We start from the raw sequence: 26,380 nt of genomic DNA, 5'->3' as shown, positions 1-26,380 counted from the left end.
CCCACGACACAGTGGTCGTGGTTCCCTCGCCATTGATCCATTTAGGATCAATGGTGCTACGCACTTTGCTCGGTCATGCTCGGTCATTCCTAAACAAAGAAAGCGTAACCAAGGATATATCCGTGATCACGCCTTATTATCTATTAATTCGAAACGAAATTTCGTATCGATTTAGTCTTGTAATTTAAGGACTTCCAAGAACGCTTTCTGAGGCACTTCTACATTTCCAATCTGACGCATCTTTTTCTTTCCCTTCTTTTGTTTCTCCAACAATTTACGTTTACGAGAGATATCACCACCATAACATTTTGCGGTTACATCTTTTCTTAACGCCGATATCGTTTCTCTGGCTATAATCTTAGCACCAATAGAAGCTTGAATAGCGATTACAAACTGTTGACGAGGCAGTAATTCTTTTAATTTCTTACAGATCTTACGACCTATATATTCCGCCTTATCTCTGTGGACCAATGCAGACAAAGCATCGACGATCTCTCCATTTAATCGTATATCAATTCTCACCAAATCAGAAGCACGATAATTCAATGGGGCATAATCAAATGAAGCGTATCCTCTAGATATTGATTTTAGACGATCATAAAAATCAAAGACTATCTCTGCCAAAGGCAATTCATAAGTCATTTCTACCCGCCCTTGAGACAGATAAACTTGCTTGGTCAAATGCCCTCGCTTGTCGAGGCATAAATTCATGATTCCCCCGATATAATCCGGCTTGGTAATGATTTGAGCTTGGATATAAGGCTCTTCAACCCTATCCAATTTTGATGGATCAGGCAAGTCATTCGGTGTATTGATGACTAAACCATCGGAAGGATCCTTGGTCAAATAAGCTACATAGGATACATTGGGTACAGTAGTGATAACTTCCTGATTGAACTCTCTTGAAAGACGTTCTTGAATAATTTCAAGATGTAACATCCCTAAAAATCCACATCTAAAACCAAAGCCCAAGGCTGCAGACGATTCTGGTTCGAATACCAAACTCGCATCGTTTAACTGCAACTTTTCCAAACTATCTCTTAAATCCTCAAAGTCGTCATTATCAATCGGGAATATCCCTGCAAATACCATAGGTTTCACATCTTCAAATCCCTTGACCGCTAACTTAGAAGGGTTTTCGTGATGGGTTATTGTATCCCCTACTTTGATCTCCTTGGATTCTTTAATTCCTGTAATCACATAGCCCACATTGCCGGCAAACAATTGTTTATGCGGAATGGTATCCATCTGCAATACCCCAACTTCATCGGCAGTATAGGCATTATTGGTATGGACAAAACGAATTAAGTCACCTTTCTTAATACTGCCATTAAAAATTCGGTAATAAGCTATCACCCCTCTAAAGGGATTAAAAACGGAATCGAAGATCAATGCCTGCAATGGTGCATCGGGATCTCCTTTTGGTGCAGGTACTTTATCTACTATTTCTTTAAGAATGTTTTCTATTCCCAATCCCGTTTTCCCACTGGCTAATAAAATATCTTCTTGAGCACAGCCCAACAATTCAATAATTTCATCGCTAACTTCTTCGATCATGGCGGAATCCATATCCACCTTATTCAATACCGGAATAATTTCCAAATCGTGTTCTAAAGCGAGGTATAGATTGGATATGGTTTGAGCTTGAATTCCCTGAGAAGCATCTACGAGTAACAAAGCACCTTCGCAAGCGGCAATAGATCTAGATACCTCATATGAAAAATCAACATGACCCGGTGTATCTATCATATTAAATGTATAGATTTCACCATCAGTGTGTTCGTATCTCATCTGAATGGCATGACTCTTTATGGTAATACCTCTCTCCCGCTCCAAATCCATACTGTCCAAAGCTTGATCCTTCATCTCTCGCTGAGCAATGGTATTGGTATACTCTAATAGACGATCCGACAAAGTACTTTTGCCATGATCAATATGCGCAATTACACAAAAATTTCTAATTTTCTCCATAGCTTACAAATATAATCCATATTCCAATATCCTTTACTAAACTATCTGAAAGAATTTACATATTCCCAGATATCATTGATATTGGATCAGAAGTGTCTGTAAAAAGTCAACAGTCAAGGATTAGCTATTAAGGACTAATAATTTAAGGTTTTTCAACCAGAAAAAAAATCTATTTCTTATTCTCTTCTACCCTTTGAGCATGAATTGAACCTGTGGCGTCCTAAAAAAAATTAGAATTGTATAAGCGGATAGAATAAAACCGTACCACTTAGCTTAAAAAATATGTTTGAAGGGAGAAATAGTCCATTTAAGAAATATGTCATTATTAATTACCGATAGTACTCAGATTGAACTGAAATCCTGAAGAAAAATATTACATCATCGTTTAGTATCCCGTTGAAATAAAGAGGGTTAGGCAATCCTAATTGCCCCGTCCTATAAAAGATTAGTGATTTAATTATTATCGAGAAAACACCCTATAATCCTCTTTCTTATTTACAACACTCTAATATTGATATATGTAGATATTAGGCAATATTTCCTACTAGAAATATTAGACCCCAATAACAGTTTTTAATCTTGGGAAAAGGTAGTAAAAAAGAAAAGCCATAAATGAATATGGCTTCTCCTTTAACATGAAATCATCATGTTAAATCGGTTTTTATTTACATCTAATATAGTAATAATCACTGAATTAAATACTACTAATTAGCCTTATTCTTAATTTATGAATCTTTTGAGCGCCGAGATAACTCATCTCTAATTTTAGCCGCTTTTTCGTAATCTTCTTTTTCAATAGCCTCATCCAACATCTTGTTCAATGTATCTACTGAATAGGATTCCAATCCCTTCTTTCTACCAGAAGAATGCGTTACAACTTCTTTTTTCTCTTCATCGCCCTCTAAAATGACCCCAGCTGAATCTAAAATAAATTCATAGGTATATACCGGACAATTAAATCGAACAGCCAATGCCAAAGCATCCGAGGTTCTAGAATCGATCTCAATAACTTGATCTTGTTTTTCGCAAACCAATTTTGCATAAAACACTCCGTCTAACAAATCATTGATTACGATTTCTTGCAATTCAATATCAAATGTCATTAAGGTATTTCTAAATAAATCATGGGTTAATGGACGTGTAGGCGTCATGCGCTCCATAGCTACCGCAATAGCCTGAGCCTCGAATCCACCTATAACTATCGGCAATCGTCTAGCTCCACCTTTTTCACCTAATACCACAGCATAATTATTGGATTGAGTGACAGAGTGTGAAAGTGCAATTATATCTAATTCAATTTTTTTCATACAGTACTATATCAATTACTTAGAACTACCTAGAAAGACAAGGACGATATTTAATACAACGCCTCCTCATTGTTTTTCTGCTCACAAATGTAAAAAACTTCTGCAAAGCATATATAAGAAATACAAAAGAAGATGAATATTGTTGGTATAAAATTTTAATTTAAGAAGACTTTTATTGCCTTTATCATTTTTTATACAAGGAAAATAAAAAAGATCCAGAATCGACTTTCATCATATCCTGGATCTCGTCTAGGTCAACCGAATATCTTCCAAAGCGACGCATTTACATCACGGCAAAATTGCCATTGCCGATATATATTACCTACTACCCATAAATGTAAAATACTCCCTATACAAACCTTCTTCTAAAATTAATAATATCATTAATTGAAATAATGCTCTGTACATCTTTAAATCTCGGATTTAAAGAATAAAAATTAACCAATTTCTTACTTCCGTCTTTCATATAAATAAACACTTTGGAATAATTGGCCTTAATCTTATCAATAGCATTAATATCAATGATTTCCTCCGGATCTGAACTCAATTTAATATATATGTTTCGATCATCCCATTTTATATAATATTGTGCTTTCTGTTCTTGGTCATAATACACCAATACCATAAAAGCCGTCAATATAAATGAGAAAATAAATCGCCAATCCATTAGCTCAAATCTGGATTCAAACCCGCGATCCAACACTGCCTGCAATTCATACAATCCCAAAATAAATGAGCCCGTCAAGATTAATAGGATAATCATTCTAACCCATTTGTGAAATATATGAGGTCTAATTATGTGCTCTTTCATAAATCTAGAATTTTAATGATTAACAATGTGTAAAAGATAATCATTTATCCTAATATTTTATAATATTTTAACATTTAATTTGGGTGTCTTGCGCAATATTATTAAGAGGCCTTGCGTTCCCTTGCCCCTGTAAAAACGTGATTACCGCATACCTAAAAAAGTATCCATATAAAGTAAGACTGCTAAACCAAAGCATTCAGTCGATTACTTCATCTCCCTATTGGGGATGAAGTCACAACAATAGGTATGACCAATAATAGAATCACTGCTGTTATGATGATTTATGACAATTCTAGTCATTAGTTATTGACTATTGTCGGTCCGAATTGGGACTAGTATTTGATATCGTTTAACATATTGTGATAGGTATGCAACAGCTCCTCTTGACTATATCCTCGGCGATACATATTGTACACCTTGATATTGGCCAACTGTACTTTTAGATACGAATTGGATTTATATTTCCTTGAACTCACCAAAATATCATCGTCTAAAATTTTAAATTTCCCCTTTTCCTTTATCCGATCTACTAAGTCGAAATCTTCCATAATCTGATAATCTTCATTATAGCCTCCCAACTCCCAAAAGTAATCTTTAAATAAAAACAAACTTTGATCTCCTCCTCCTGCCCAACCTTTATTGAAGCGAGACAAATAACTGTTAACTTTCATCAACCAATTATCGTTTTCAAATTTTAAGCGATAGCAACCCGCATCGTAGCCCTCTAATAAGGTATCGTATATATTTTCTACAAAGCCCTGTGGAGGTAAGGCATCGGCATGTAAAAAATACAATATATCCCGAGTCGCCTTCTTGGCTCCATAATTTAACTGATGAGACCGCCCTTTGTTGGCGTAATATATTTTAACCGGATAATCCTGAGCTATCGCAACGGATGAATCCTCACTCCCCCCATCTACGATAATAATTTCTGAACCTAAACCATGAGCCAATAAATGACGGATTTGTCGTTCTATTTGTTCTTCTTCGTTATATACGGGAATAATAATACTAATTAAAGAAGTTTTAGGGCTTAAATTTTGTGTTTCCAATTTAATTGCAATTTCATATATCTAAGGGATAAAAATAAATCAAATATTAAAATGCTTCCAATATTGAAAAATAAAATTGAAAACTTTCTCCATATCCAGCATCCAATCTAATATTTATCCTCTTGTCTTGCTTTACGGTATATCTTAGGCCACCACCTCCTGCCCATTTTATATGGGAATTGCTTCCTTCGGAGAACACATCTCCCAGGGCGATAAATGGCACAATAAAAAATCGTTTCCATACCGGTATTCGCATTTCTGTTTGTACTGTCCAAGCGTTGTCGTCTCTGTATCTTCCCTTTAGATAGCCCCTCATGTTCTTGGCACCTCCCAAAAGGGCTAAATTGTAAAATGGAATATTGCCATTGTTGAGTTGAACAAAGAGTTGACTGGCCCAAATCCAGCTGTATTGAACGGTTTTAAAATATCTAAAATCCAGTTCTAATGAAGAAAAATCATATTCAGACCCCAAAAATTTATCATAGTTTACCCCTTTAGCATTTAAAAACAATCCAGATAAAGGAAATGTGGTATGATCTCTAGAGTCGTAGCTTAAGTTAAGCCCTATCCCATTTACAAAACCACCCTCTATACCGGCTACATTTTCCAAATTCAATTTCCCTCCCTCAGCCAAATCAATATTGTAATAGTAATCTAGGTTCAGTGCCAATCCCAAGCCCAATCGATCAGTAATTAACCATTTGGGATTCAATCTCAATCTCGGATAACTAATGCCATAGGATTCTACATATTCTGCATTGGTTTGATTGCCAATGCCCCAATAATCATAACTAAACTTATAATATCCCAATTCACCAGCCAACTCCCATTTCTTCTCAGGATTATATATATTCCAGGAAAAGTAGGTCAATAACTGTTGCTCTAAAGTATAGAGTAATCCAGCTTGTAGAAAACTCGCTCTATTCTTAAATTCATTCGACGTTCCCTTTGGATAAAACGACAAAATTGACCCCATGCCAAAAGCCAAACTCGTCTCTGGGGTATAATATAATATAGGCAATGCCACCCATTCTTTACTGGTAAGAGAGTCCTGCCCAGAGACCTGAATTCCCAAAGACAATAATCCCAACGTAAACATAGAAGTCAAAATAATATAGCGATATATCACTAGTTTAAATATTCTCATATTATATTCTAAGGTAAACAATATAATCACTTATAAATAGTCAAATCATCATATATATTGTCTAATCCAAGATGGGTATCTATAAAAATAGGAAAATAAAAAAAATTATATTACGCTAGGTTTTATGCGTTGCAACACAATATCAATCAAATAAATAAAGAAAAAATGGCCGCTAAATCCATCCCAAATTTAAAAACCAAAACTGTTAATAAATGTGGATTTAAAACTTTCCGATAATAATCTACGTTTAAAAGTCAGATCGAATAGTTAGGAAAAAAATTAAGGACTAGGATTATTTTAAGACTTCGCTAACATCTTATGCATTCATTGATTCGTCCAATTAGAAAGCGTTAATATGAAATACTTACTCATCATACTTCTTCTAAATTCTCCTTTTTTGCTTCAGGCACAAAAAGAAACCGAGACCTTTGACATGATTGCCAATGGCGTTGTTCAAATGTATAATAGCGGTGATTATGCAGGGATTTATGCCCTATATTCTCCCGTTCTCAAAAAATTCCAAACCGCAGAAGAAGCCAATAAATTTTACGGATCCAAAAAAGATAATTTTGGAAAGATCAAATCGCATAAGTTTTTGAAATTTCAACAAAATTACGGGGTCTACAGTTGTGAGGCTGATAAAGGTACCATCATGCTTCGCATCTCTATCGATCAACAAAAAAGGCTGGTAGCTATCAATTTAGATAAAAATTAGAATCGAAGGGATTCACATTCCAAATCAAAAACTATATCGCTAACTTTTGACAACCATATAGGGTCATGGGATATTAATATGACTCCCATACCACGTTTTACTACAATAGTTTTAAGAAAATTCCAGACTTTTTCCCTCGTCGTGGTGTCCATTGCAGAAAAACTCTCGTCTAAAATCAAAAGATCGGGTTTGGACAACAAAAGAGATATTAAACCAAAACGTTGGATTTGACCTCCAGATAACTCATCTGGTCTACGAAATAATAATAAATCCTCCAAGGCTACTGCCTTTAAGTACTTCGATATCACAGCTTCATTGACATTGTGAGACCATGCTATTTCTTTAAGTGACCGGTCAATCGACTGCCTGGGATTAAAGACCGTTACTACAGATTGTGGCAAATATCGAATTTGTAATTTTTCCTTCAATTCACGAAAAGAATTTAAAGACTCTCCCTTGTAAAAAAGAGTGTCAAATCTATTCAACCTATCATCCATCAACGCCTGTACCAAACTCGATTTACCACTGCCTGAACTGCCTCTTATTCCCCAAACTTGGTTCACTGGAATTTTCAAATGTTGAATTTTCAATCCACTACTAAAACTACCATGGCTATGTTGATCAAAATCGATGAACCAATTGGAAATTTCGATTCCCTCTTCACCATTAAACACCATGGGTTTATCGATTAACATATGTGTTGCTGAATCTCTCTTTGGCTCAAACACTTGAAACTCCTTATACTTTATTTGGTAATACTCTCGGCAGTATTTAAAGGTTTGGTCTGGTTGATGACTAATAATAAGGTAACCAAATCCTTTGTTATCACTGAATTCCTTTAAAAATCTCAATAATATATTGGCTGTTATTTGATCGACATGGGCGGTGATTTCATCGGCAACAATAAAGTCACTTTCTTTAATGAGAGCCATTACCAAAGCGCATCGCTGGGCCTCACCCAATGAAATCTCATTTATCCTACGACGCAACAATTCCTTGGGCTGGTCTATCTTGAGTCCTTTCAATAAAGTCAAAACTTCTTCAAAAGTCTTGATTCGTTTTTCAGCTTTAGTCTTCAGTATATCCTTAAAATGGGAGGCAATAGAAATATAGGGGTGAAAAGACTTGTAGGGATCTTGTCTGAGGTATACTGCGTCCCATGATGGGGATTGAACTGACTTATCCTCACCATGTTCAAAAACCGTATAATAATATGACTCGCCATAGCCACAGATGTATTTACCCAATGTAGATTTACCCGAACCAGTTTCTCCAATTAACATGGCTTGGGTTGTCGTATCTATTTTTATTTCATTAAAAACCGCCAAGACGGAATTTTGCTTTCGAAGCAGGATTTGCCCCTTTGCCTTATGCCATCTTGACGGATTTTGGGTTATCATGTATTTATTTCATTTATCGAGGTCTCATTCAACCGTCATTATGGTTGCGTCCATTGATTATTATCTACGCTTATGTCAGCGAGACGTTGTGTTTTATCGATTTCCACTTTTTCGATTTGATCCAACGGAATATCGAGATTCAACTCATAACTTGGATTAACCCATGACCAATCCTCTGCTACCGTATATTTCACACCCATTTCTTCCACCTTGTGATTTCTCATCATTCTAAGTGGAATGGTATAGGCTATTTCACGACCATTTTTTAAAGTGACATAAATATCGATAGGCATAGGCATCAATCCATATCTTTTCAAATACACAACACTTTGTTGGCTGCCTTTGGCAGAGACAGAGTCAATACCATAATCTATGGACTTGGTTCCATTGACCCAATATTCTTGATACCAGTCTAAAATAAAATCCGATTGTTTCTCGAAAACTCTAGTGACTCGATCCGCATTGGGATGTTTAAATTTCCATGTATTAAAATATCTCAACAAACCAGCATCAAAATTTTCCTTACCAATTATGTATTCCATCTGATGTAAGTATATAGCACCCTTTACATATGAAGCTATAGAATATGCAAAATTCACATTAAAATGATCGGCATGAGTTGTCAAAGGTTCCTCAACTCCACTATTGACAAGTCTTCGATAATTGTCATAACTAGATTTGAAGGGAAACTCTTGAACCGTCCCACCAATTAGTTTCTTGGAACGAAGATGATTCATCACCAAAGTAGAGGCAAAAGATGTAAATCCTTCATCCATCCAAGCATACTTGCCTTCATTACTTGCCAAAACCATTTGGTACCAAGAATGCATTAACTCATGCACACTGACACCTACCAAACTCCCCAACGATCTTTCCCCTGTAATCAAGGTAGCCATAGGGTATTCCATTCCGCCATCACCTCCTTGAATAAAAGAATAGATATCATAGGGATATTTACCAAAATTCTCGGAAACAAAACCAAAGGCTTCAGCCATAATTGCGGGTAATTTTTCCCATTCTTTAGTCGCATTACTTTTTTGATAGAGAAAATGCATTTCTGTTCCATCATAGGCCGTATGGGTTATGTGTTCGTAGTCGGGATCAGCGGCCCAAACAAAGTCATGTACCTTGTCCGCTTTAAACCTCCATGTAAGTGGACGTCTTTTCTTGTGTTTTACTTTTTTAGAACTATAGCCGTATCCGATTTTATTGGCATTTTGGAGGTGACCGGTACCTCCTATTATATAATCTGAATCTATAGTTATGGATACATCAAAAGACCCCCATACCCCGTGAAACTCTCTCGCTATGTATTCATCTGGATGCCATCCTTCCTCATCGTACTCTGCCAACTTGGGATACCATTGACTCATAGAATAACTAATTCCCTCTTTATTGTCTCGGCCAGTTCTACGCACTTGAAGTGGTACTTGAGCCTTGAATTTCATTTTAAAAACAGATTGTTTACCCGGCAATATAGGTTGCGGCAAACGCACTTCTAATACCGTACCATCAACAATATAATTGGTGGGACGCCCATCTTGATCTAGTGACAAGATATGTTGATACCCTATTTCATTTTCCTTTAGTGCCTCAATTCTATCCATAACTCTACTGTCGGGATCGGCAATAGTCCGCGAACGAACATCCATCATACTACCCGGTTGAAAGGCATTGTAAAACAAATGATAAAAAACCTTATGCAATGTATCAGGGGAATGGTTGGTATATACCAATGTTTGTTCACCATCAAATTGATGAGATTCCACATCAAAATCAATTTCCATAGTGTAGGCCACTTCTTGCTGCCAATAATCGGTTTGTGCTTGTAATATGTTTAGAAAACTAATCAGCAACAACGTAAAATATATTTTCATTCTTTTTATGATTTTATTCGTTCAAATAATAGACTAAATGATGGCCATTTTAAATATTTCTGCATGAGAAACAATGCTATAACCATTATCATTAAATTGGATATAACAGCTCCCAGAGTCAATTCCTCATAACTTTTCAAAAACACACTAGGTACGCCTTCAAATACAGAGTTTTCATAACCTACCAATACAAAGGAGTAAAAGTTATTAATAAAATGAATACCAATGGGTAGTTCAAGTCCATTGTCCATAACCGCAATTATGGCAAAAAACAAGCCCAATCCAATATAGAGGGACATAGATTTAAAAAGTCCATATTGAGCTACTTCAGGATTACTTAAATGCATAGCACCAAACAATATCGAAGTTATGAGGATAGGCACCCAACGGTATTGAAAAATTAATGCAATCTGTTGCATTAAATATCCGCGAAAGAACAGTTCCTCAGCCGTAGTTTGGATGGGTAACACCAGTACTGATACGAGAAGTAAGCCCAGAAATGGTTGAAGATCAAATTGAAAAACATAGGTTGAAGGATCCACTAAATATCCAATCAATTCTGTACCCAAAAGTATTACAAACCAAATAGACAATCCTTGCAAAAACCGCTTCCATCGAAAAATATCATTTCCTGTAAATACAGATAGTATTTGACGTTCGTGAACATAACGAGTACCCAGTACAATCCCGGCTATAAAACCTGAAAAAACAAACAGGGTTAAAGCAAAACCAAATGGAGAAGTATATACCCCTATTTCATCGGTCGACAACATGGCCCACTGTGAATAAATAATCATGGGCAGTGAAGACAGAATATACAATCCAATGCATAAACCAAAGGTCAAAACAAATTTTGACCAACCGTTGACACCATTATATTTTGCGTTCAGCAAAAACATATTTTTCAATTTAATTGAATTTAAGAGTATTAAAAACAAATTCCGTCTAGCCTAAAATATTTGCTATAAATCAAACAAGGTCTATGCGGGAAAGACTAAGTTAGATTTCCCTTTCTATCATTCATTAAAACACTTTTATACAAAATAATTTTATTGACCTATAAAAAATCTATATTTTGTATATTTCTCATACTAAGCCCTTTACATAAAAGGTTTTAACTCAACCGAAACAAAGGTATATTTTTTCAAAGATTGTATGATATCTTGAGAAAAATAATTTTAGAATAATATTTTTTTATCTAAAAATACAAGACCTATAAATTAAATACTAAATTTGTAGTTGTTAAATTGAATACAAGATGATGAAATTAGATAGTAAAACACCGTATATAGTACTGGGCACCATAGTAGCATTGGCCATAGCAAGACTTCTTCCTCACCCGAGCAACTTTACCCCACTGGGCGGGATAGCCATTCTAGGGGCTACTTATTACAAACGTTCAGTATTGAAATATTTAATTCCTGTACTGGCTTTTTACCTATCTGATATATTGGTTAGCAATATTCTATTCAAATCTTTTTATCCAGATCAAGGTTTTGTATTTTTCAGCAGTCACATGGCTTGGAGTTATTTGTCCATAGCTCTTATTGTGTTGGCTGTCAATCCAATTATGAAAAATAAAAATATTAAAAACCTTTTGGGCAGTGCAGTATTAGGTTCTATACTATTCTTCCTTATCAGTAATTTCGGTGCTTGGATGGGAGGAAATATGTATCCAAAATCACTGTCTGGACTTATGGCTTGTTATGCAGCCGGGATCCCATTCTTTGGCAATACTTTGGCATCATTTGTTATTTTCTCGGCTCTGGGCTATGGTATTGTAGAATACTCAACCAAGGCGTTTAAGGACTTGAGATTGGCCTACGTTAACAATAAGAATTAGGTTATTTATCCTCTGATAATTTCCGAATCAAAGTAAAGTGATACAATGTTAAATACGGTGGTTACTCAATCATCAAGGCAAATGTTATTGATTCCCATCATTTCCATTTTCAGTCAGATATAAATTAGGTCCGAATTTATAGTGATTAAAGGATAAAGAAATACAATTGACTTCTATTTCACTGTCCGACCTCTATCTTGTATTTGAAAAAATAATTAGGTATTTTCAGAATAAGTAGACGATTGAAGTATAAAACAATTATCAACAGGTTAATCACATGATTAGCTCATCCATTTTTCCTCCTCTACATCTAATTCTACAGCGATAAATCTCGCCAATGTAAAAAGATAGTCGGATAACCGATTGAGATATTTAATATATATAGAATTCAAGTTTTCTTGTTCAGACAATAATACCACCTTTCTCTCGGCTCGTCGACATACCGTCCGACAAATATGACAAAGTGAAATCAAAGGGTGACCTCCTGGCAAAATAAAATTCTTTAATGAATCTAATCCCTCTTCCATATCGTCAATGCCCTCTTCCAATTCCTCAATATCATCATCTTTGATTTGATTTAATTTGCCTTTATATTTACTGTTGTCCACAGCGAGTAAGGAACCTAAATCGAATAGTTGCACATTGATTCGATGCAACATGGTCGTATAAATCTCATTAAAATATATACTTCTCAACTCATCCTTTAAATGAGCCAGATGAGCATTTAACTCATCCACTTCACCGTATGCGTCTACTTTTATATGAGCCTTGGAAACGGGTGTACCTCCCAATAATTTAGTATTGCCTCGGTCGCCTTTCTTTGTATATATTTTCATAAATCTTAATTTCTAAATGTCCTATTTTTGAAATGTAACTTTCGAAAGTCATTAATGTATTCGGTCTTTCAAAACACCTTTATTTATGCATAAATTTTGGCACACTAAAATATCGATCGGATTTGGAAGGTGCATTATCCAAGGCTTTTTCGATATCTAAACTCGGTTTGGCTTCATCCTCTCTCCAACCATTGGTCACTTCTGTTATATGTCTGAGTGGTTCAATTCCATCGAGATCTAATTCTTCCAATTTGTCAAACATTGCAACAATGGATTTAAGATCATCCACTATGTCAGTGCGCTCTTCTTCGCTCAGATTCAATTTAGCCAATCTTTCTAAATTCTTTACCTCATCAATAGTAATATCCTTCATCAAATATTTTATTTATACTTCTCTACAAAATTAGATCAATGTTACAAAGATATTGATTTGCATTCAAATTTATTTTTGCCTGATTAAAACAATTCTTTACTTTACGATGAAATTGACATTGACTTTTAAGAATCAACGAAAAAAGAGGTAAGCGTATTTATACCTCGCAAAATCAACATAATTATGGATAAAATACGCCACATCGCAGTTGCAGGAAATATTGGCGCCGGTAAAACCACCTTAACCAATAGTCTGTCTAAATATTATGGCTGGCATCCTCACTATGAAAATGCCTCACAAAATCCATACTTAAGCGATTTTTACAACGACATGAAACGCTGGGCTTTCAACCTTCAAATATATTTTCTCAACACTAGATACCGACAAATAGTAGAAATACAGCAGGGCGACCAAATCGTTATTCAGGATAGAACCATTTATGAAGATGCTCATATTTTTGCACCCAATCTTCACGAAATGGGTTTAATGGCCAAACGCGATTACGATAATTACACCAGTCTTTTCGAAACCATGACCAGCCACATCTCCCCACCAGATTTACTAATATATATTAGAGCAGGCATTCCTACATTGGTCACGCACATCCAAGATAGAGGTCGAAAATACGAAGGCAATATGAGCCTAGATTATTTAAAAAAATTAAATAAAAGATACGAAGAATGGATCTCAACCTACAACAAAGGTCCATTGCTAATCATCAATGCTGATGAACTGAATTTTAAAAACAATCCAGAACATTTAGGTGATGTAATAGACAAAGTCAATGGAGAATTACATGGCCTTTTTTAAAATAACACATGAAATATACAGAATTAATCCAACAACTATCGAGTCAAAATGTCACTTTGGTAGCTGTGTCCAAAACCAAACCAGTATCCCAAATATTAGAATTGTACGACCAAGGGCAGAGAATATTTGGAGAAAATAAAGTTCAAGAAATGGTGGAAAAGCAACAGAATATGCCCACTGATATTCACTGGCATATGATAGGGCATCTCCAAACCAACAAGGTTAAAATGATTGCCCCTTTTGTTCAATTAATCCACAGCCTCGACAGAATAAAATTAGCCGTAGAAATAAATAAACAAGGCAAGAAATTCGAACGAAAAATACCATGCCTCCTTCAAATAAGAGTCGCTCAAGAAGAAAGTAAGTACGGTATTTTACCAGAAGATCTGGACCGCTTTATGGAAGAGTTTCACCACAAATCTTTGGACCACATAACTCTTCACGGAATAATGGGCATGGCTAGTAATACAGACAATAAGGATCAGGTGAGAAAAGAATTTGAGACCTTAAACCAATGTTTTAACCAATTAAAAGAACAACATTTTAATACCGAAACAGCATTCAAAATCAAAAGCTTTGGCATGTCTGGAGATTATCCTATAGCCATGGAAACCGGAAGCAATATGGTAAGAATTGGCAGTTTGTTGTTTGGTCATCGAAATTATTGAACGATTAACTTTCCACTATAAACTACTTCATTTTCCACTTTAATCAAAACCACATAAACGCCTGAATAATTAAATTTTACATTTAAAATACTAGACTTTTCCATTAACGGTTGGATGTGGATCTGTCGCCCTTGAATGTCTAAGACAATAGCAGACATTTGAGGCCGAACAATATCTAATCCCAAATGAATTTCTTGTCCCTTCACAATGGGGTTGGGAGACAATACAAGATCTTTATATTGTATCGGTATTTTCGATGAAGAAACAATATCGGATTGAGCAAATAAAAGTCCACCTCCAATATTTCCCAATAACAATGGTATTTGATTATTGTGGATTCGACCAGCAGTTAGATTCCCATTCACTCCGGTAAATAAGTTGGACATATCTGAATTTTCTGTCCATTCCAATCCATTTTCGCTTGTGGATTCGAAGGTCTGAATATCTCCCTCGTAACCCGTCACCGCTAAAATCAGTTTGCCATTGACATCTAAAATTCGCGGTATGGAACGACCTAAAATATAAAAAGAACCCACGGTACTAATATCTAAAAATTCTTCAATATTGGGTTCTAAACTGGGATCTGGATTAAAATTCGCTTGCACCTGACTGCCAATATTTTTAAAAAAATGAACCATTCCCCTATCTTGCCCGACCAAGAGATCCAACAATCCATCGCCATCAATATCAAACAATTCTGGCGCAGCCCCTAAACCGATATCCAATGACATCCAATCTTTAATAAACTCGCCTTCCTCAAATATTTTACTTTGACTACTATTATTTGTTAATAGGTGAATGTCGCCATTGGACATCCCAATAACCAAGTCCAGATCACCATCACCATCGATATCCCCACTGGTTAAAATTGGTCTAATTCCTGTACTCACTTTGGACCCCAAAGACAAATAGTCATCATCGACCATTTGATAAGTCAATTTTCCCGTATTTGATTCACGTCCATACCACAAAGCCAATCGATTTTCAGGTATGGCTTGCCCCACTGCTATATTATACCCAATAATTACATCCTGAATATCATCTCCATTAACATCTATATAATAGGGAGCAGTATTTCTACCTAAATCAAATGAAGATTGACTCCATGCATTACTAGTTACAAAAGTGAAACTTTCATCTTTTTTTTGTTCATTATGATATAAATATAGACTATTGAAATCGTATTGCCCTTCATCGTTATTGGCGACAATAACGTCATCCCAACCATCTTGATCGTAATCAATAGCGTAGGCCGCAGGAAAATTGTAAATGTAAGCTGGGTTACTGTAATAGGGAAAGGCATTGCGCTGTTGGTCTATAAAGCCCGAATCGGCAGTATATGCATTGGTCAAAGCCATTAAGTTGGGAAAAGAACGATCGCCGACCAGCAAATCGGGCAGACTGTCGTGATTAATATCAGTCATACACAAGCTAGAACCGACATGACGAAGGGTAAATGGCAGTGGGCAAAAGAATCGACTATTTGACAATTTCACCCCATTGCTTAATCCGCTTTCCACAAAATTACCCCAACAATTGTGTTTTAGACGATACAATAAGGGTTGACCATTGACATTGGTATTACACTGATAAAAATATACAAAAGACCCCGTCGATTCAAAACTCATAATATCCAAATCACCATCGCCATCGACATCCTGAATAACCGGGATATCGGAATTACTATGATATATATTGGTAAAACTTCCATCGGGGGATTGAAATTTAAGGGAATCATCAATGAAATCACTGCCTCGCAATTGAGAAAAAGTAATGACTCCATTTACTAATTTTCCTTCCCATATAGAAATTCCAAAATTGCCTTGTGTAAATATATCTGGAATCCCATCGCTGTTATAATCTCTAATTAGTGCCCAATGTTGAAGTCTCGGCCATAAAATAGAATTATCTCTGACTAGAAAATATTCATTTTTGGAGGGAGAGTATTGCCAAACGGAGAACAATTGACTATATCGATCGAAGGCGATAATTTCTTTTTGCCCATTTCGATCAATGTCAAAAGAAGAAAATTGAGGTGCCATCCAGCCTCCAGAACTGCCATCAGAATAGTTATAATTAAATTGATCCGTTATATTTAAAGCCTCATACTGAAAAGATTGTGCCTGACTCAACACAGAAAAAAAATGAAATAGTAAGAACAAGAATCCACAAAAAACAGGGTTGATTAATCTTACTTTTTCTAGGCCTCGAAAATAAAGTTTCATATTTTTCATAAAAAAATGTCTGTGATGTTTTGAAATTACAAAATAGATGATAAATTTGCACTTCCATTTAAAGAAGTAATGATTTAACATAGATTTTTTATATCATTCATCTTTATGAATAATCGGAGGAGTGGCAGAGCCTGGTTTATTGCACCGGTCTTGAAAACCGACGTACCTGTGAGGGTACCGGGGGTTCGAATCCCTCCTCCTCCGCATAATAAAGCCTCGAAACATATTTGTTTTCGGGGCTTTTTTTATTAAGTCAGGCTAGGGAAATGACAAAGAGCAGAAGTTGTCCTTCAGAGAACATTTAATCAAATTACACCTCAAATCAGAGACACATTATCTATGGGACTTTATACTAGTAATACACTATTATTGAGGCTTTACTTTATTATTGGGGCTTTACACTATTATTGGGGCTTTACACTATTATTGAGGTTTTACACTATTATTGAGTCTCTACATTATCAATGGGACTTTACACTAGTAATACACTATTATTGAGGCTTTACTTTATTATTAGGGCTTTACACTATTATTGAAGTTTTACACTATTATTGAAGTTTTACATTATTATTGAATCTCAACATTATTAATGGGACTTTACACTATTATTGGGACTCTACAATCGGCGATTTACACTATTAATACACTGTTATTGGAGCTTTACAATGATTTATATTAATAACCGCTACTATCTTTGTATCCGCAGTGAAAGTCTTTGTGTCCTCTGGGTAAATCTTTCTGTCTTCAGAGTGAATCTTTACGTGCTCTGATTGAATATCTCCATCGTCGATTCAAAATCCAAATGACCAATATCCTTTCACTAAAGTGATACGCCATGCATTAATAATTAACCTTTGGATTTATTTGAATTTTTACTTCGTTTTAAAATAATTAGGTTATTGGTTTATGCTTAAAAATTAAAATCAAATGTCTATTTTTTATTACTATGAAAAAGTGGAAAATTTTGAAAGTAATTCAGTGTGACCGAGCATGACTGAACGTAGTTGCTCGTAGAGCAACCCAATTGATTAAATATCAATTGGATGAAGGAACCAAGGGTTCCATCCCTCGGGTGTGACCGAGCGAAGTGCGCAGCACCATTGATCCTAAATGGATCAATGGCGAGGATGACTGAATGAAGCTCGGAGAGCCATTGACCGTAAATCGGTCAATGATGAAAGAACCGAAACCTCCGTGTTTCGGGTGGGTAGGCCACTGTGCTCCGGCGTGACTGCCCCGTAATTCGAAAGATTTTTAGCCACTGCGCTGCGACGAGACTGCATTTAAATTGCTAAGTTTAAAATTTCATTTTACATCAATAATATAATAGTATTGAAAGAACCGAAACCTCCGTGTTTCGGGTGGGTAGGCCACTGTGCTCCGGCGTGACTGCCCCGTAAATCGAAAGATTTTTAGCCACTGGCTTCGGCGTGACTGCAATGTAAATCGTGAGGATTTCCCCTTAATCTTTTATGTCGTCCTTTCAGGACTTCTTTTCAAGATGACAATTAATTCATAGGGTTTCACCCTATGCTGACATATTTCGTCCTTTCAGGACTTTTTTATCAAGCTGATTTGGCGTAATTACACTTCAATTCGGCAGCGAATTTTCACTGCGTCTACGCGTGATATTTTAATGCATTTTGACGACGTAGAGCCCCAATGTCTTGCGTCTCAATTAGGTGGTTTTGGGAGACGCAAGGCCACCCCACCCACGACACGGAGGTCCACCCACCCGAAATACAGTGATTTCGGTTCCTTCACCCAATCGACATTTAGTCGATTAGATACTTCGTATTTCGTTCAGTCATCCTCATCCAATCGACATTAAGTCGATTGGGTACTTTCCTCTCCCACCCAATGCGCAGAGGCATTGGCGCCTTCATCAAATACCCATTGAGGGTATTTGGTCACCATGTGACTTCATTCAGTTATATTCGGTCGTGTCTCTACGTTAAAACGTGACCGAGCAAAATCCAAAGGATCAAAGGTCGTAAATCGACCTTTAGTTGCTCTAAAGAGCAACTCCGCTCGGTCACCTCCTTTGGAGGGACCTCAGTTTTTATAAATACTAGTCATGCCCACTTGCCAAGACCAAATTCCAATCCCACTATACATTAAACTCTTAATCAACGTAATAATTCCAATTGTGGTCGTCATTAGTCCTACCCAATCGAATATCACTCAGCCAGGATTCCAATTGATACATAAAGCCATCTCCTCCTACATAACTGGTATACTCTATGCCCTCGATTTCAATATGACTAATAGGAGCGACTACAGCTACCGTACCAACTCCAAAAATTTCAACACGTCGTCTCCCCTTCAAATATTCTAACAACTCCGTATAGGCGATGGGACGCTGTTCTACTTCTACATTGTGATCAACTGCCAACTGCAATACTGAATCCAAGGTTACACCTTTTAAAACACTATCTCCCCCAATGGGTGTGATCAATTTACCATCAAAATAGATGGCGATATTCATAGTCCCCGATTCCTCCAAATAGGTATGAGTGGACGCATCCGTCCAAATCACCTGATCAAATCCCTGTTGCTGGGCCAAAAAAGTAGGATAAAAAGCTCCTCCATAGTTACCTGCACATTTTACAAAGCCCACCCCTCCTTGGGCTGCACGAACAAATTGACGTTCCAATTTTACCTTTAAAGGCTTGGTGTAATACTTCCGTATTGGTGTACACATAATCAATAGTTTATACTCGCTGGATATCTTCACCCCTAGCCTAGCCTCAGTAGCCACAACCAACGGTCTAATATACAGGGCTATATCATTTTTTTCACGAAGTGGAACCCATTTCTGATCAGTAGCAACTAATTCCTTCAATCCGGCTAATACTACTTCCACATCAATAGTAGGCATACACATACGCTCAAGTGAATGATTCATCCTTTCCAAATGTGTCCTCGGCCTAAATATGGAAACCTGTCCAGAAACACTTCTAAATGCCTTAATTCCTTCAAAAACAAGCTGGCCGTAGTGTAGACCCAATGTAAATGGGCTAAGGTTTAATGGACCAAAAGGCGCTATTTCTGCCGCCCCCCATTTCCCTTCACTATACTCCATCACCAACATATGATCTGTAGGTGTCTTACCAAAAATAAAATGGTCAAAATCGAAATCTTTTGCTAAACCCTTATTGGAATAATTCTTAGTTTTCATCTTCAACAATTTTTTTAACATTACCAATAATAAACAGTGATTTTATAAATGTCATAGTTTTCTATCTGGATCAAATATGACATAACCAATATTCTTCGCCATGCAATAGTCAGCATCATAGCGAATTAAGTGTTCTCCGTCTCTTCAACTTTGATAGCTGGCATTTTCTGACAATTGGATCAATTACTTACCTCTTTACCTCTATAAATCAGACCACTTATCTATTGCTCTCATTATTAATTCATGACCTATATCACACCGTTTTATTCATCTTGTATATACCAACTCCATTATTTTATCATATCGCAAAGTGAGAATTTTAGATTATTCTCCCTTTGAAGTCATACTTTAATCACAGTATTTAAATTTAATGTATTAAATAATACATTAACATTTAACAAGTTCATTTTCATTTTGTTACAGAACAACACTTAAACTTACCCTCTACTATCTTAAAGATTAAATACTGGTTTACCTAGCATTTTCACATCCGTATAACAACATCTCTATATTCGATACTATATCCTATAAATCTTCGAATAATGTATTTTTCATAAAAACCCATAGGCAATACATAATCCTTCTATATCTATTATCAATAATGTAGATTACGATCAATTCATTCCAGTATATTTCATATAATTTACGCTGTACAATTTAACTACACTCCTATTGTATTGACATGTATCCTAGTCTTTAGTCCAATCCCAGACCACAATATTCCAATTGATATCGCCATCTTGATATTGATGAATTATTTCAAATCCGATTTTTTCATGCCCCTTCATCGATCTCAAATTATCGGTAGCTATCTCTGTAATACATAAATCAAATTGATGCTCAAAAGAAGATTTCATATAATGATACATTTCACTGAGCAAGCCCCTACCTCGATAGGATTTGGCAATGCAAACTTGCCCACCAACTACATATCGATAATCCGACAATACCCTACCATTGTATACTACTTTATCGAACAATAAGAACATAGGAATTAATGTGGGAATAACCATCTTAAGTTCTGGCCGCATGGACAACAAATAACCTGCCATTTGATCATGTCCATCAACTACGATTTGAGAACTACTAATGTTCATTTTTTCCAAGTCTAAAAGAGAATGTCTCACGGTGACAAAGCCTTCCCTCTTCCTTTCATCATGTGAAATAGCTGTAGTTAAATTTTCACCTTGTAAAGTCAATATTTCTTGTAAATCCTTTTTTGATCGGGCTTCTCTAATTACTACCTCATTCATTACCATAATTCCAATTTTTAATTAAAACAAAGATGAATAAAATAAATACTAGATAACAGATACAATTTTATTAAATTTGATGAGTACAGATATGAAAACACAACATAAATTCCAGACCATAGCAGATATTATTCATCGTCAAATTCAAAACGACGTCTGGCTTGTAGGGGAAAAATTACCTTCCATAAGGACGATTTGCAGAGAATACAATATAAGTCTCAATACCGCTACCAGAGCCTATAGCGAATTGGAGCGAAGGACATTGATTGAATCAAGACCAAGATCTGGATATTTTGTTTTACCCAATCATCGAAACCAAATTTCCATCCCTACTATCAGCCAACCAACTGAATTGATGGTTCAGGAAATAGAATCCAAATTGATAAACAAAGTATTTGATACCATCAATGACGATAATATAACGAGGCTATCTCTTGGAGTACCAGATGAAGCTCTTCTCCCCGTAGCCAAACTCAATAAAACCATGATGCAGGCGATTAGAAAATTGCCTGGATCTGGCACCCGTTACGAAGAGATACAAGGCAACCTCAATTTGAGACGAAATATTGCTAGATGGTCTTTCACATGGGGAGGTAATTTATCGGCCGATGATATTGTAATCACAGCAGGGGCTATGGATGCCATTGCCTGCTGCATGATGACATTGACTCAACCAGGAGACACTATAGCCTTGGAAAGTCCTGTATTCTTCGGGATCTTGCAATTGGCTAAAAGTTTAGGACTAAATGTTCTCGAACTTCCCACCCATCCAACCAATGGGATAGATATTGCAGCATTAGAAAATAACCTTTCCCAGATAAAGGCCTGTTTACTGGTCAGCAATTTCAACAATCCACTGGGGAGCTGTATGCCAGAAAACCACAAGAAAAAAGTCGTTGAATTACTTAATAAACACAACATTCCCCTTATTGAGGACGACCTCTATGGCGATGTTTATTTTACATCCAAACGCCCATTGCCATGTAAATCATTCGATCGAACAGGTAGTGTCTTATGGTGTGGATCGGTATCTAAAACATTGGCTCCTGGTTATAGAATTGGATGGGTCGCACCAGGTAAATATAAATCTCAGATTATACGATGGAAACTTATTCATTCGGTTTCCACCACCACCCTAACTCAAGAAGCCATTGCCTTGTTTTTGGAAAATGGACGATATGAAAATCATTTGCGAAAAATGAGAAACACCTTATACACCAATAGCTTACAGTTTATTAGAGTCATTAGTCAACACTTTCCAGAAGGAACTCGAATCAGTCATCCACAAGGTGGGTTTGTTTTGTGGATAGAGTGTCCCAAACCCATAGATACTAATGAACTCTATGAAAGGGCTATCAAACATAAAATCAGTATTGCACCTGGCCGAATGTTTACCCTGCAACCCCAATTTCACAATTGCATGAGACTTAGTTATGGTCTACCTTGGACAGATTATTTGGAAAGACAATTGGCCTTATTAGGGACATTGGCCAAATCATTACTTAAATAGTATTGTCATGTTAGATGGTGAATATTAAAATTTCCAAACCATTCTTACAAATTATACTATAAAAATAAAAGTAACATTGTAAAGTTTGATCAGGATCTGGTTCAGCCTGTAAATCTATTACAGGATTATTAATTAAAACTGTTAGCTTTTTTCTGGACGAATCGTTATAATAAAAAAGGAGGAAATTGAAAACTCAACCTCCTCCTTTTTATATAATCTAATTTCTACTTATTACTTTATCACCACCATCTTCTTCGTCGAGGTGTACTTCTCCGTATCCAATTGATAATACAATACTCCTGACATTCCAAAGTCCTCACTGTTGACCCAGACCTTATTGTAGCCTTTACCATATCTGCCCTCAATGACTTTCAATACTTTCCCCGTCACATCGTACATGGTCAAGGTAGCCTCTGAGGCTTCTGGCAAGGTAAATCCGATAGCCGTCTGACCAGCATAGGGATTCGGTGTGTTTTGGCACAAAGCAAAGATCGCATCACTGCTATTGTACTGCAATTGTATATTCTTCAACTTCTCTGCTCCAGTGTAAGCCTCAGCCATAATTACCCGATCGCTCACAGACAATACATCTCGCAATGATACATCTGCTTTCGCACGCACAACCAATGTAAACAATACCTCATTCTCAGATGCGCTAATGGCCTTCCCTTCACTCCAAGAGGCCGTGATTAATCCCGGACGGTATTTCATGTAATTGTCCTCTGTAAAGTTCAATGCGCCCGATTCGATAGACTCTACCTCTACCGCATTGTTCGCATATGCCAAGGTGTACTGCATACCAGTAATTTCATCGAAGTTCGCTGATGTAACATCTACCCGGTACAATTCACCAGATATCAATCCTTGGTCCACTACACTCAAATTTAAAGTCGTCAATCCACTTCTCTGACTTCGACCTACATTTTCCGTGCGATTCACATTACCGATCTTCACTCCTACAAAATCTATATTCTCGTCCGATCTCAAACTAGTCGATTCGAAACTTTCTCTCATGCTTCCATCGGATACGAAAAATCTCCAACTCGTATTATTGGCCAACTTTCGATTCGGCGTCAACACCATTCTTCTCGTCTCCAAGATATCAAAGGCATTGATCAAACCATTGCCATCTACATCAGCCGCCACTTTATCGTAATCACTAGTCAATACAGATTCTTGCATTATATGACTCTGGATGGCTATCACATCTTGAGTAGTTATACCCTGTCCATGACCGGTGTTTTTCTGTGGTACTATATTCACTGAAGAGCCATAATTGAGATTGAAGCCATACTGACCATTACCCGTCGTCTCTGCTGTCAATGGACTTCCACTGTTCAAGACGGCCTTCACTTCTACTTCTGCTATCGCCTCTTGGTCTTGATCTATGATCTGACCTGTCAAACTCACATCGCCATTGTTGGCCGCACAATTAGCATCGACAACAAATACTATGGCTTGCTCGTAGTCTCTCTCAATGGTTGAACACCAATCTCTAATATTCCACACCCTTGTCAGTTTATACATTTGAGGACCATCTGTTCCTGTGGTTTGTACTTCACTGATGTATTCTTCCTTCACTCCGATGGCGATAGAATTACACAAGGCTCCGACCAAGTCCCCTTTCAATTCCACTTTTCCTGTTACACTTGGTGCTAATTCTGTACTTACCCCTTCCAACGAAGTTACGCAAACAGGTGACTCTTGAGTATAAGTATCAGCAGGTGTATCAAACATAGACATGCCCAATTCACAGGCGCTATTCACATAAATGATTTGTTCCAAGGTAAAGCTCGGTGCTTTCGGTCCACAACCTCCACTGATATCAAATCTTCTGGTGATTGTACCGTTGCCACAGTCGTCTAGATCTACCCATACGTCTTGTGTTTCGATTCTTGACTGACACAATACAGACAATACTCCTAAGGAATGATCTATTGATTCTGCTACCAAATCAGTAGTTCGCTCAGTGACATTGATCCAATCAATGGTTCCATCGTGCAAGGTATCCGCTACTTTTGTCACTTCTTCGGTCTCTGCGCAAGTAATGTTCTCAATAGCAAATCGCAAGTCCTCAATAGTGATTTCATTGCCTGCTGCATCGGTAATCAATCCATTGCTATTGACCCATGCTGCTTCGTAATAACCAAAGGCTGCATTCAAGGCATCAAAAGCTCCTGTGCTATCGTTTACCGATCCACCTTCTCCATAGGCTGCTGCCGCTTCGATGATAGATTTGTAGTTTACGTTGTATGACTCACAGGAAATGGCCACATCAGCCAATGCTCTGTGTACTTTCGCTTGTGATTTGTCCTCTACTTCTACGTCTAACCAGCCTTTGCCCCAGTTACACCAGTAATCCATCACCAACAATTCTACCGTCGGTGTCTCACAGGCATCCTCACATTTGAATGGTATCGCTGGGCTCCATCCACCTCCTAGATAGCTCACTTCTTTTCCATATCCCGGTTTGCCCGTAATGGCATCCAAGAAGCCTTCAAAGTCTTCTATTTTCAATCGATTACCGTGGTCGGCATCCGGTCCGCTACAGTTGTCGTTCAACAAGATGTATTTAACCATATCATAAATCCAGCCATGAACCACGAATTCTCCACACTCATAACTGTCTTCCCACAACCAGACCAGTTTTTCATAATAATGATTCTCTACCGTCTCCGAGTTTAAGAATTTTTTCAAGGCCGTGATATCATAATCGTATTCTCCACACTGGGATACTCCTGCCAAGGCCCCATCAACATCAGAGAAACCAAGGTCTTCGAGCAAGTCGGCCCAGTCAGTGTAAGTTTCGCCAGTAGGACAAAGATCTACACAGGCTGTATCTGACCACCAGTCCATTCTACGAGCCAACATCAAGTCGATGCCACAGTTGTCCCAACTGCCTTCGTCAAAAGTCTCTGCATCTACCCAAGCTTCTTTCGCAGTCAAGGATACCAATACTTCATCGTCCATGACGACGGTTGGTGGAGTTGCGTCTTTGATCTCTATGTATTTATACCATTCGCTTTGGTTCCAACAACTATCCGCTGCTTCGTATCTTACTTCGGTTTGTACTCCGTGTCCACCGAAAGCTATTCTGATTGGATTGGAGGTGTGGGCAAAAGTCACATAGCCCTCTTCCGTAGTTGCCAATCTTTCCAATGGAACCGCTCGGCCATTGACCATGGCTTTTACACTGTGTAATCCTGAACAATTATCTTTTAAGGTCACACTAGGTACATATATATCCGTTGCACAATCATGACTTTCCGTCGTATAGACCGTTGGATGGCATTGCTCCCAGTCTTTGGCTGACTCATACTGCTCTCCTGCTCGAATAGCCTCTTCTATCTCTGAGGGATAAGGTTTAAATTGAGATTGCTCATAATCTGATA

General features: G+C 37.1%; 20 protein-coding genes and 1 tRNA gene. 7 read left to right on the top strand and 14 right to left on the bottom strand.

Annotated elements, in window-relative coordinates; all coding sequences use genetic code 11:
• The coding region (locus LVD51_RS18650) for a hypothetical protein (protein WP_236972889.1) at positions 1-188 on the top strand (188 nt) is incomplete at its 5' end.
• On the opposite strand, the gene lepA is transcribed toward LVD51_RS18650, so the two are convergent.
• From lepA to LVD51_RS18625, 5 genes are all read right to left on the bottom strand, one after another.
• Positions 172-1,971 (bottom strand): translation elongation factor 4, encoded by a 1,800-nt coding sequence (lepA, locus tag LVD51_RS18645; protein WP_236972888.1) that lies wholly within the window; start codon positions 1,969-1,971, stop codon positions 172-174. The genes LVD51_RS18650 and lepA overlap by 17 nt on opposite strands.
• 725 nt (positions 1,972-2,696) lie before the next feature.
• Positions 2,697-3,278 (bottom strand): bifunctional nuclease family protein, encoded by a 582-nt coding sequence (locus LVD51_RS18640; RefSeq protein WP_236972887.1) that lies wholly within the window; start codon positions 3,276-3,278, stop codon positions 2,697-2,699.
• 349 nt (positions 3,279-3,627) lie between these two features.
• Positions 3,628-4,089, bottom strand: a complete 462-nt coding sequence (locus LVD51_RS18635) for a hypothetical protein (protein WP_236972886.1) — start codon at positions 4,087-4,089, stop codon at positions 3,628-3,630.
• Between the two features lie 332 nt (positions 4,090-4,421).
• Positions 4,422-5,141 (bottom strand): TIGR04283 family arsenosugar biosynthesis glycosyltransferase, encoded by a 720-nt coding sequence (locus tag LVD51_RS18630; protein ID WP_236972885.1) that lies wholly within the window; start codon positions 5,139-5,141, stop codon positions 4,422-4,424.
• Positions 5,142-5,187: 46 nt separating this feature from the next.
• The gene (locus LVD51_RS18625; RefSeq protein ID WP_236972884.1) at positions 5,188-6,288 is read right to left on the bottom strand and encodes a BamA/TamA family outer membrane protein; all 1,101 of its coding nucleotides are present in this window, start codon (positions 6,286-6,288) and stop codon (positions 5,188-5,190) included.
• Between the two features lie 355 nt (positions 6,289-6,643).
• Between LVD51_RS18625 and LVD51_RS18620 the strand changes: the two genes are divergently transcribed.
• On the top strand, positions 6,644-7,003 hold the full coding sequence (locus tag LVD51_RS18620) for a DUF3887 domain-containing protein (protein ID WP_236972883.1): 360 nt from the start codon (positions 6,644-6,646) through the stop codon (positions 7,001-7,003).
• Here the strand turns inward: LVD51_RS18620 and LVD51_RS18615 are convergent.
• Genes LVD51_RS18615 through LVD51_RS18605 form a run of 3 tightly spaced genes read right to left on the bottom strand, consistent with a single transcriptional unit; the run spans position 7,000 to position 11,179 of the window.
• Positions 7,000-8,403 (bottom strand): ATP-binding cassette domain-containing protein, encoded by a 1,404-nt coding sequence (locus LVD51_RS18615; protein WP_236972882.1) that lies wholly within the window; start codon positions 8,401-8,403, stop codon positions 7,000-7,002. The two genes, LVD51_RS18620 and LVD51_RS18615, sit on opposite strands and share 4 nt — an antisense overlap.
• 38 nt (positions 8,404-8,441) lie before the next feature.
• Positions 8,442-10,280, bottom strand: coding sequence for a M1 family metallopeptidase (locus LVD51_RS18610; RefSeq protein WP_236972881.1), 1,839 nt, complete (start codon positions 10,278-10,280; stop codon positions 8,442-8,444).
• Positions 10,281-10,285: 5 nt separating this feature from the next.
• Positions 10,286-11,179: a CPBP family intramembrane glutamic endopeptidase gene (locus tag LVD51_RS18605; RefSeq protein WP_236972880.1), complete on the bottom strand. Its 894-nt coding sequence runs from the start codon at positions 11,177-11,179 to the stop codon at positions 10,286-10,288.
• 359 nt (positions 11,180-11,538) lie between these two features.
• On the opposite strand from LVD51_RS18605, the gene LVD51_RS18600 reads away from it, so the two are divergent.
• On the top strand, positions 11,539-12,123 hold the full coding sequence (locus tag LVD51_RS18600; protein ID WP_236972879.1) for a DUF6580 family putative transport protein: 585 nt from the start codon (positions 11,539-11,541) through the stop codon (positions 12,121-12,123).
• Between the two features lie 281 nt (positions 12,124-12,404).
• Here the strand turns inward: LVD51_RS18600 and LVD51_RS18595 are convergent, their stop codons facing one another.
• A complete protein-coding gene (locus LVD51_RS18595; protein WP_236972878.1) occupies positions 12,405-12,959 on the bottom strand; it encodes a cob(I)yrinic acid a,c-diamide adenosyltransferase in 555 nt (184 codons plus the stop codon).
• Between the two features lie 79 nt (positions 12,960-13,038).
• Positions 13,039-13,332, bottom strand: coding sequence for an Asp-tRNA(Asn)/Glu-tRNA(Gln) amidotransferase subunit GatC (gene gatC, locus LVD51_RS18590; protein WP_236972877.1), 294 nt, complete (start codon positions 13,330-13,332; stop codon positions 13,039-13,041).
• A 183-nt stretch (positions 13,333-13,515) separates the two neighbouring features.
• Between gatC and LVD51_RS18585 the strand changes: the two genes are divergently transcribed.
• Both LVD51_RS18585 and LVD51_RS18580 read left to right on the top strand, forming a co-directional pair.
• Positions 13,516-14,142, top strand: a complete 627-nt coding sequence (locus LVD51_RS18585; RefSeq protein WP_236972876.1) for a deoxynucleoside kinase — start codon at positions 13,516-13,518, stop codon at positions 14,140-14,142.
• 8 nt (positions 14,143-14,150) lie between these two features.
• A complete protein-coding gene (locus LVD51_RS18580; protein ID WP_236972875.1) occupies positions 14,151-14,810 on the top strand; it encodes a YggS family pyridoxal phosphate-dependent enzyme in 660 nt (219 codons plus the stop codon).
• Here LVD51_RS18580 and LVD51_RS18575 read toward each other — a convergent pair.
• Positions 14,804-17,035, bottom strand: coding sequence for an FG-GAP repeat domain-containing protein (locus LVD51_RS18575; RefSeq protein WP_236972874.1), 2,232 nt, complete (start codon positions 17,033-17,035; stop codon positions 14,804-14,806). The two genes, LVD51_RS18580 and LVD51_RS18575, sit on opposite strands and share 7 nt — an antisense overlap.
• 124 nt (positions 17,036-17,159) lie before the next feature.
• Here LVD51_RS18575 and LVD51_RS18570 point away from each other — a divergent pair.
• Positions 17,160-17,248 (top strand) — tRNA-Ser (locus LVD51_RS18570).
• A 1,921-nt stretch (positions 17,249-19,169) separates the two neighbouring features.
• On the opposite strand, the gene LVD51_RS18565 is transcribed toward LVD51_RS18570, so the two are convergent.
• On the bottom strand, positions 19,170-20,225 hold the full coding sequence (locus LVD51_RS18565; RefSeq protein WP_236972873.1) for a branched-chain amino acid aminotransferase: 1,056 nt from the start codon (positions 20,223-20,225) through the stop codon (positions 19,170-19,172).
• A gap of 689 nt (positions 20,226-20,914) precedes the next feature.
• Entirely contained in the window at positions 20,915-21,478 is a 564-nt protein-coding gene (locus LVD51_RS18560; RefSeq protein ID WP_236972872.1) for a GNAT family N-acetyltransferase, read from the bottom strand.
• Positions 21,479-21,569: 91 nt separating this feature from the next.
• Between LVD51_RS18560 and LVD51_RS18555 the strand changes: the two genes are divergently transcribed.
• A complete protein-coding gene (locus tag LVD51_RS18555; RefSeq protein ID WP_236972871.1) occupies positions 21,570-22,988 on the top strand; it encodes an aminotransferase-like domain-containing protein in 1,419 nt (472 codons plus the stop codon).
• A gap of 231 nt (positions 22,989-23,219) precedes the next feature.
• On the opposite strand, the gene LVD51_RS18550 is transcribed toward LVD51_RS18555, so the two are convergent.
• Positions 23,220-26,380: T9SS type A sorting domain-containing protein (locus tag LVD51_RS18550; protein WP_236972870.1), on the bottom strand; the 3,161-nt coding region annotated here is incomplete at its 5' end.

Source organism: Membranihabitans marinus, assembly GCF_021729155.1.
Lineage (GTDB): Bacteria > Bacteroidota > Bacteroidia > Chitinophagales > Saprospiraceae > Membranihabitans > Membranihabitans marinus.
This window is presented reverse-complemented; position numbering and strand designations above follow the sequence as displayed.

What these genes read in the sequence shown, in the direction of transcription:
- LVD51_RS18560 (WP_236972872.1), bottom strand. Translation starts at nt 21,478, where the DNA reads ATGAATGAGGTAGTAATTAGAGAAGCCCGATCAAAAAAGGATTTACAA.
- gatC (WP_236972877.1), bottom strand. Translation starts at nt 13,332, where the DNA reads ATGAAGGATATTACTATTGATGAGGTAAAGAATTTAGAAAGATTGGCT.
- LVD51_RS18610 (WP_236972881.1), bottom strand. Translation starts at nt 10,280, where the DNA reads ATGAAAATATATTTTACGTTGTTGCTGATTAGTTTTCTAAACATATTA.
- LVD51_RS18595 (WP_236972878.1), bottom strand. Translation starts at nt 12,959, where the DNA reads ATGAAAATATATACAAAGAAAGGCGACCGAGGCAATACTAAATTATTG.
- LVD51_RS18620 (WP_236972883.1), top strand. Translation starts at nt 6,644, where the DNA reads ATGAAATACTTACTCATCATACTTCTTCTAAATTCTCCTTTTTTGCTT.
- LVD51_RS18625 (WP_236972884.1), bottom strand. Translation starts at nt 6,288, where the DNA reads ATGAGAATATTTAAACTAGTGATATATCGCTATATTATTTTGACTTCT.
- lepA (WP_236972888.1), bottom strand. Translation starts at nt 1,971, where the DNA reads ATGGAGAAAATTAGAAATTTTTGTGTAATTGCGCATATTGATCATGGC.
- LVD51_RS18640 (WP_236972887.1), bottom strand. Translation starts at nt 3,278, where the DNA reads ATGAAAAAAATTGAATTAGATATAATTGCACTTTCACACTCTGTCACT.
- LVD51_RS18600 (WP_236972879.1), top strand. Translation starts at nt 11,539, where the DNA reads ATGATGAAATTAGATAGTAAAACACCGTATATAGTACTGGGCACCATA.
- LVD51_RS18555 (WP_236972871.1), top strand. Translation starts at nt 21,570, where the DNA reads ATGAAAACACAACATAAATTCCAGACCATAGCAGATATTATTCATCGT.
- LVD51_RS18635 (WP_236972886.1), bottom strand. Translation starts at nt 4,089, where the DNA reads ATGAAAGAGCACATAATTAGACCTCATATATTTCACAAATGGGTTAGA.
- LVD51_RS18565 (WP_236972873.1), bottom strand. Translation starts at nt 20,225, where the DNA reads ATGAAAACTAAGAATTATTCCAATAAGGGTTTAGCAAAAGATTTCGAT.
- LVD51_RS18575 (WP_236972874.1), bottom strand. Translation starts at nt 17,035, where the DNA reads ATGAAACTTTATTTTCGAGGCCTAGAAAAAGTAAGATTAATCAACCCT.
- LVD51_RS18605 (WP_236972880.1), bottom strand. Translation starts at nt 11,179, where the DNA reads ATGTTTTTGCTGAACGCAAAATATAATGGTGTCAACGGTTGGTCAAAA.
- LVD51_RS18585 (WP_236972876.1), top strand. Translation starts at nt 13,516, where the DNA reads ATGGATAAAATACGCCACATCGCAGTTGCAGGAAATATTGGCGCCGGT.
- LVD51_RS18580 (WP_236972875.1), top strand. Translation starts at nt 14,151, where the DNA reads ATGAAATATACAGAATTAATCCAACAACTATCGAGTCAAAATGTCACT.
- LVD51_RS18615 (WP_236972882.1), bottom strand. Translation starts at nt 8,403, where the DNA reads ATGATAACCCAAAATCCGTCAAGATGGCATAAGGCAAAGGGGCAAATC.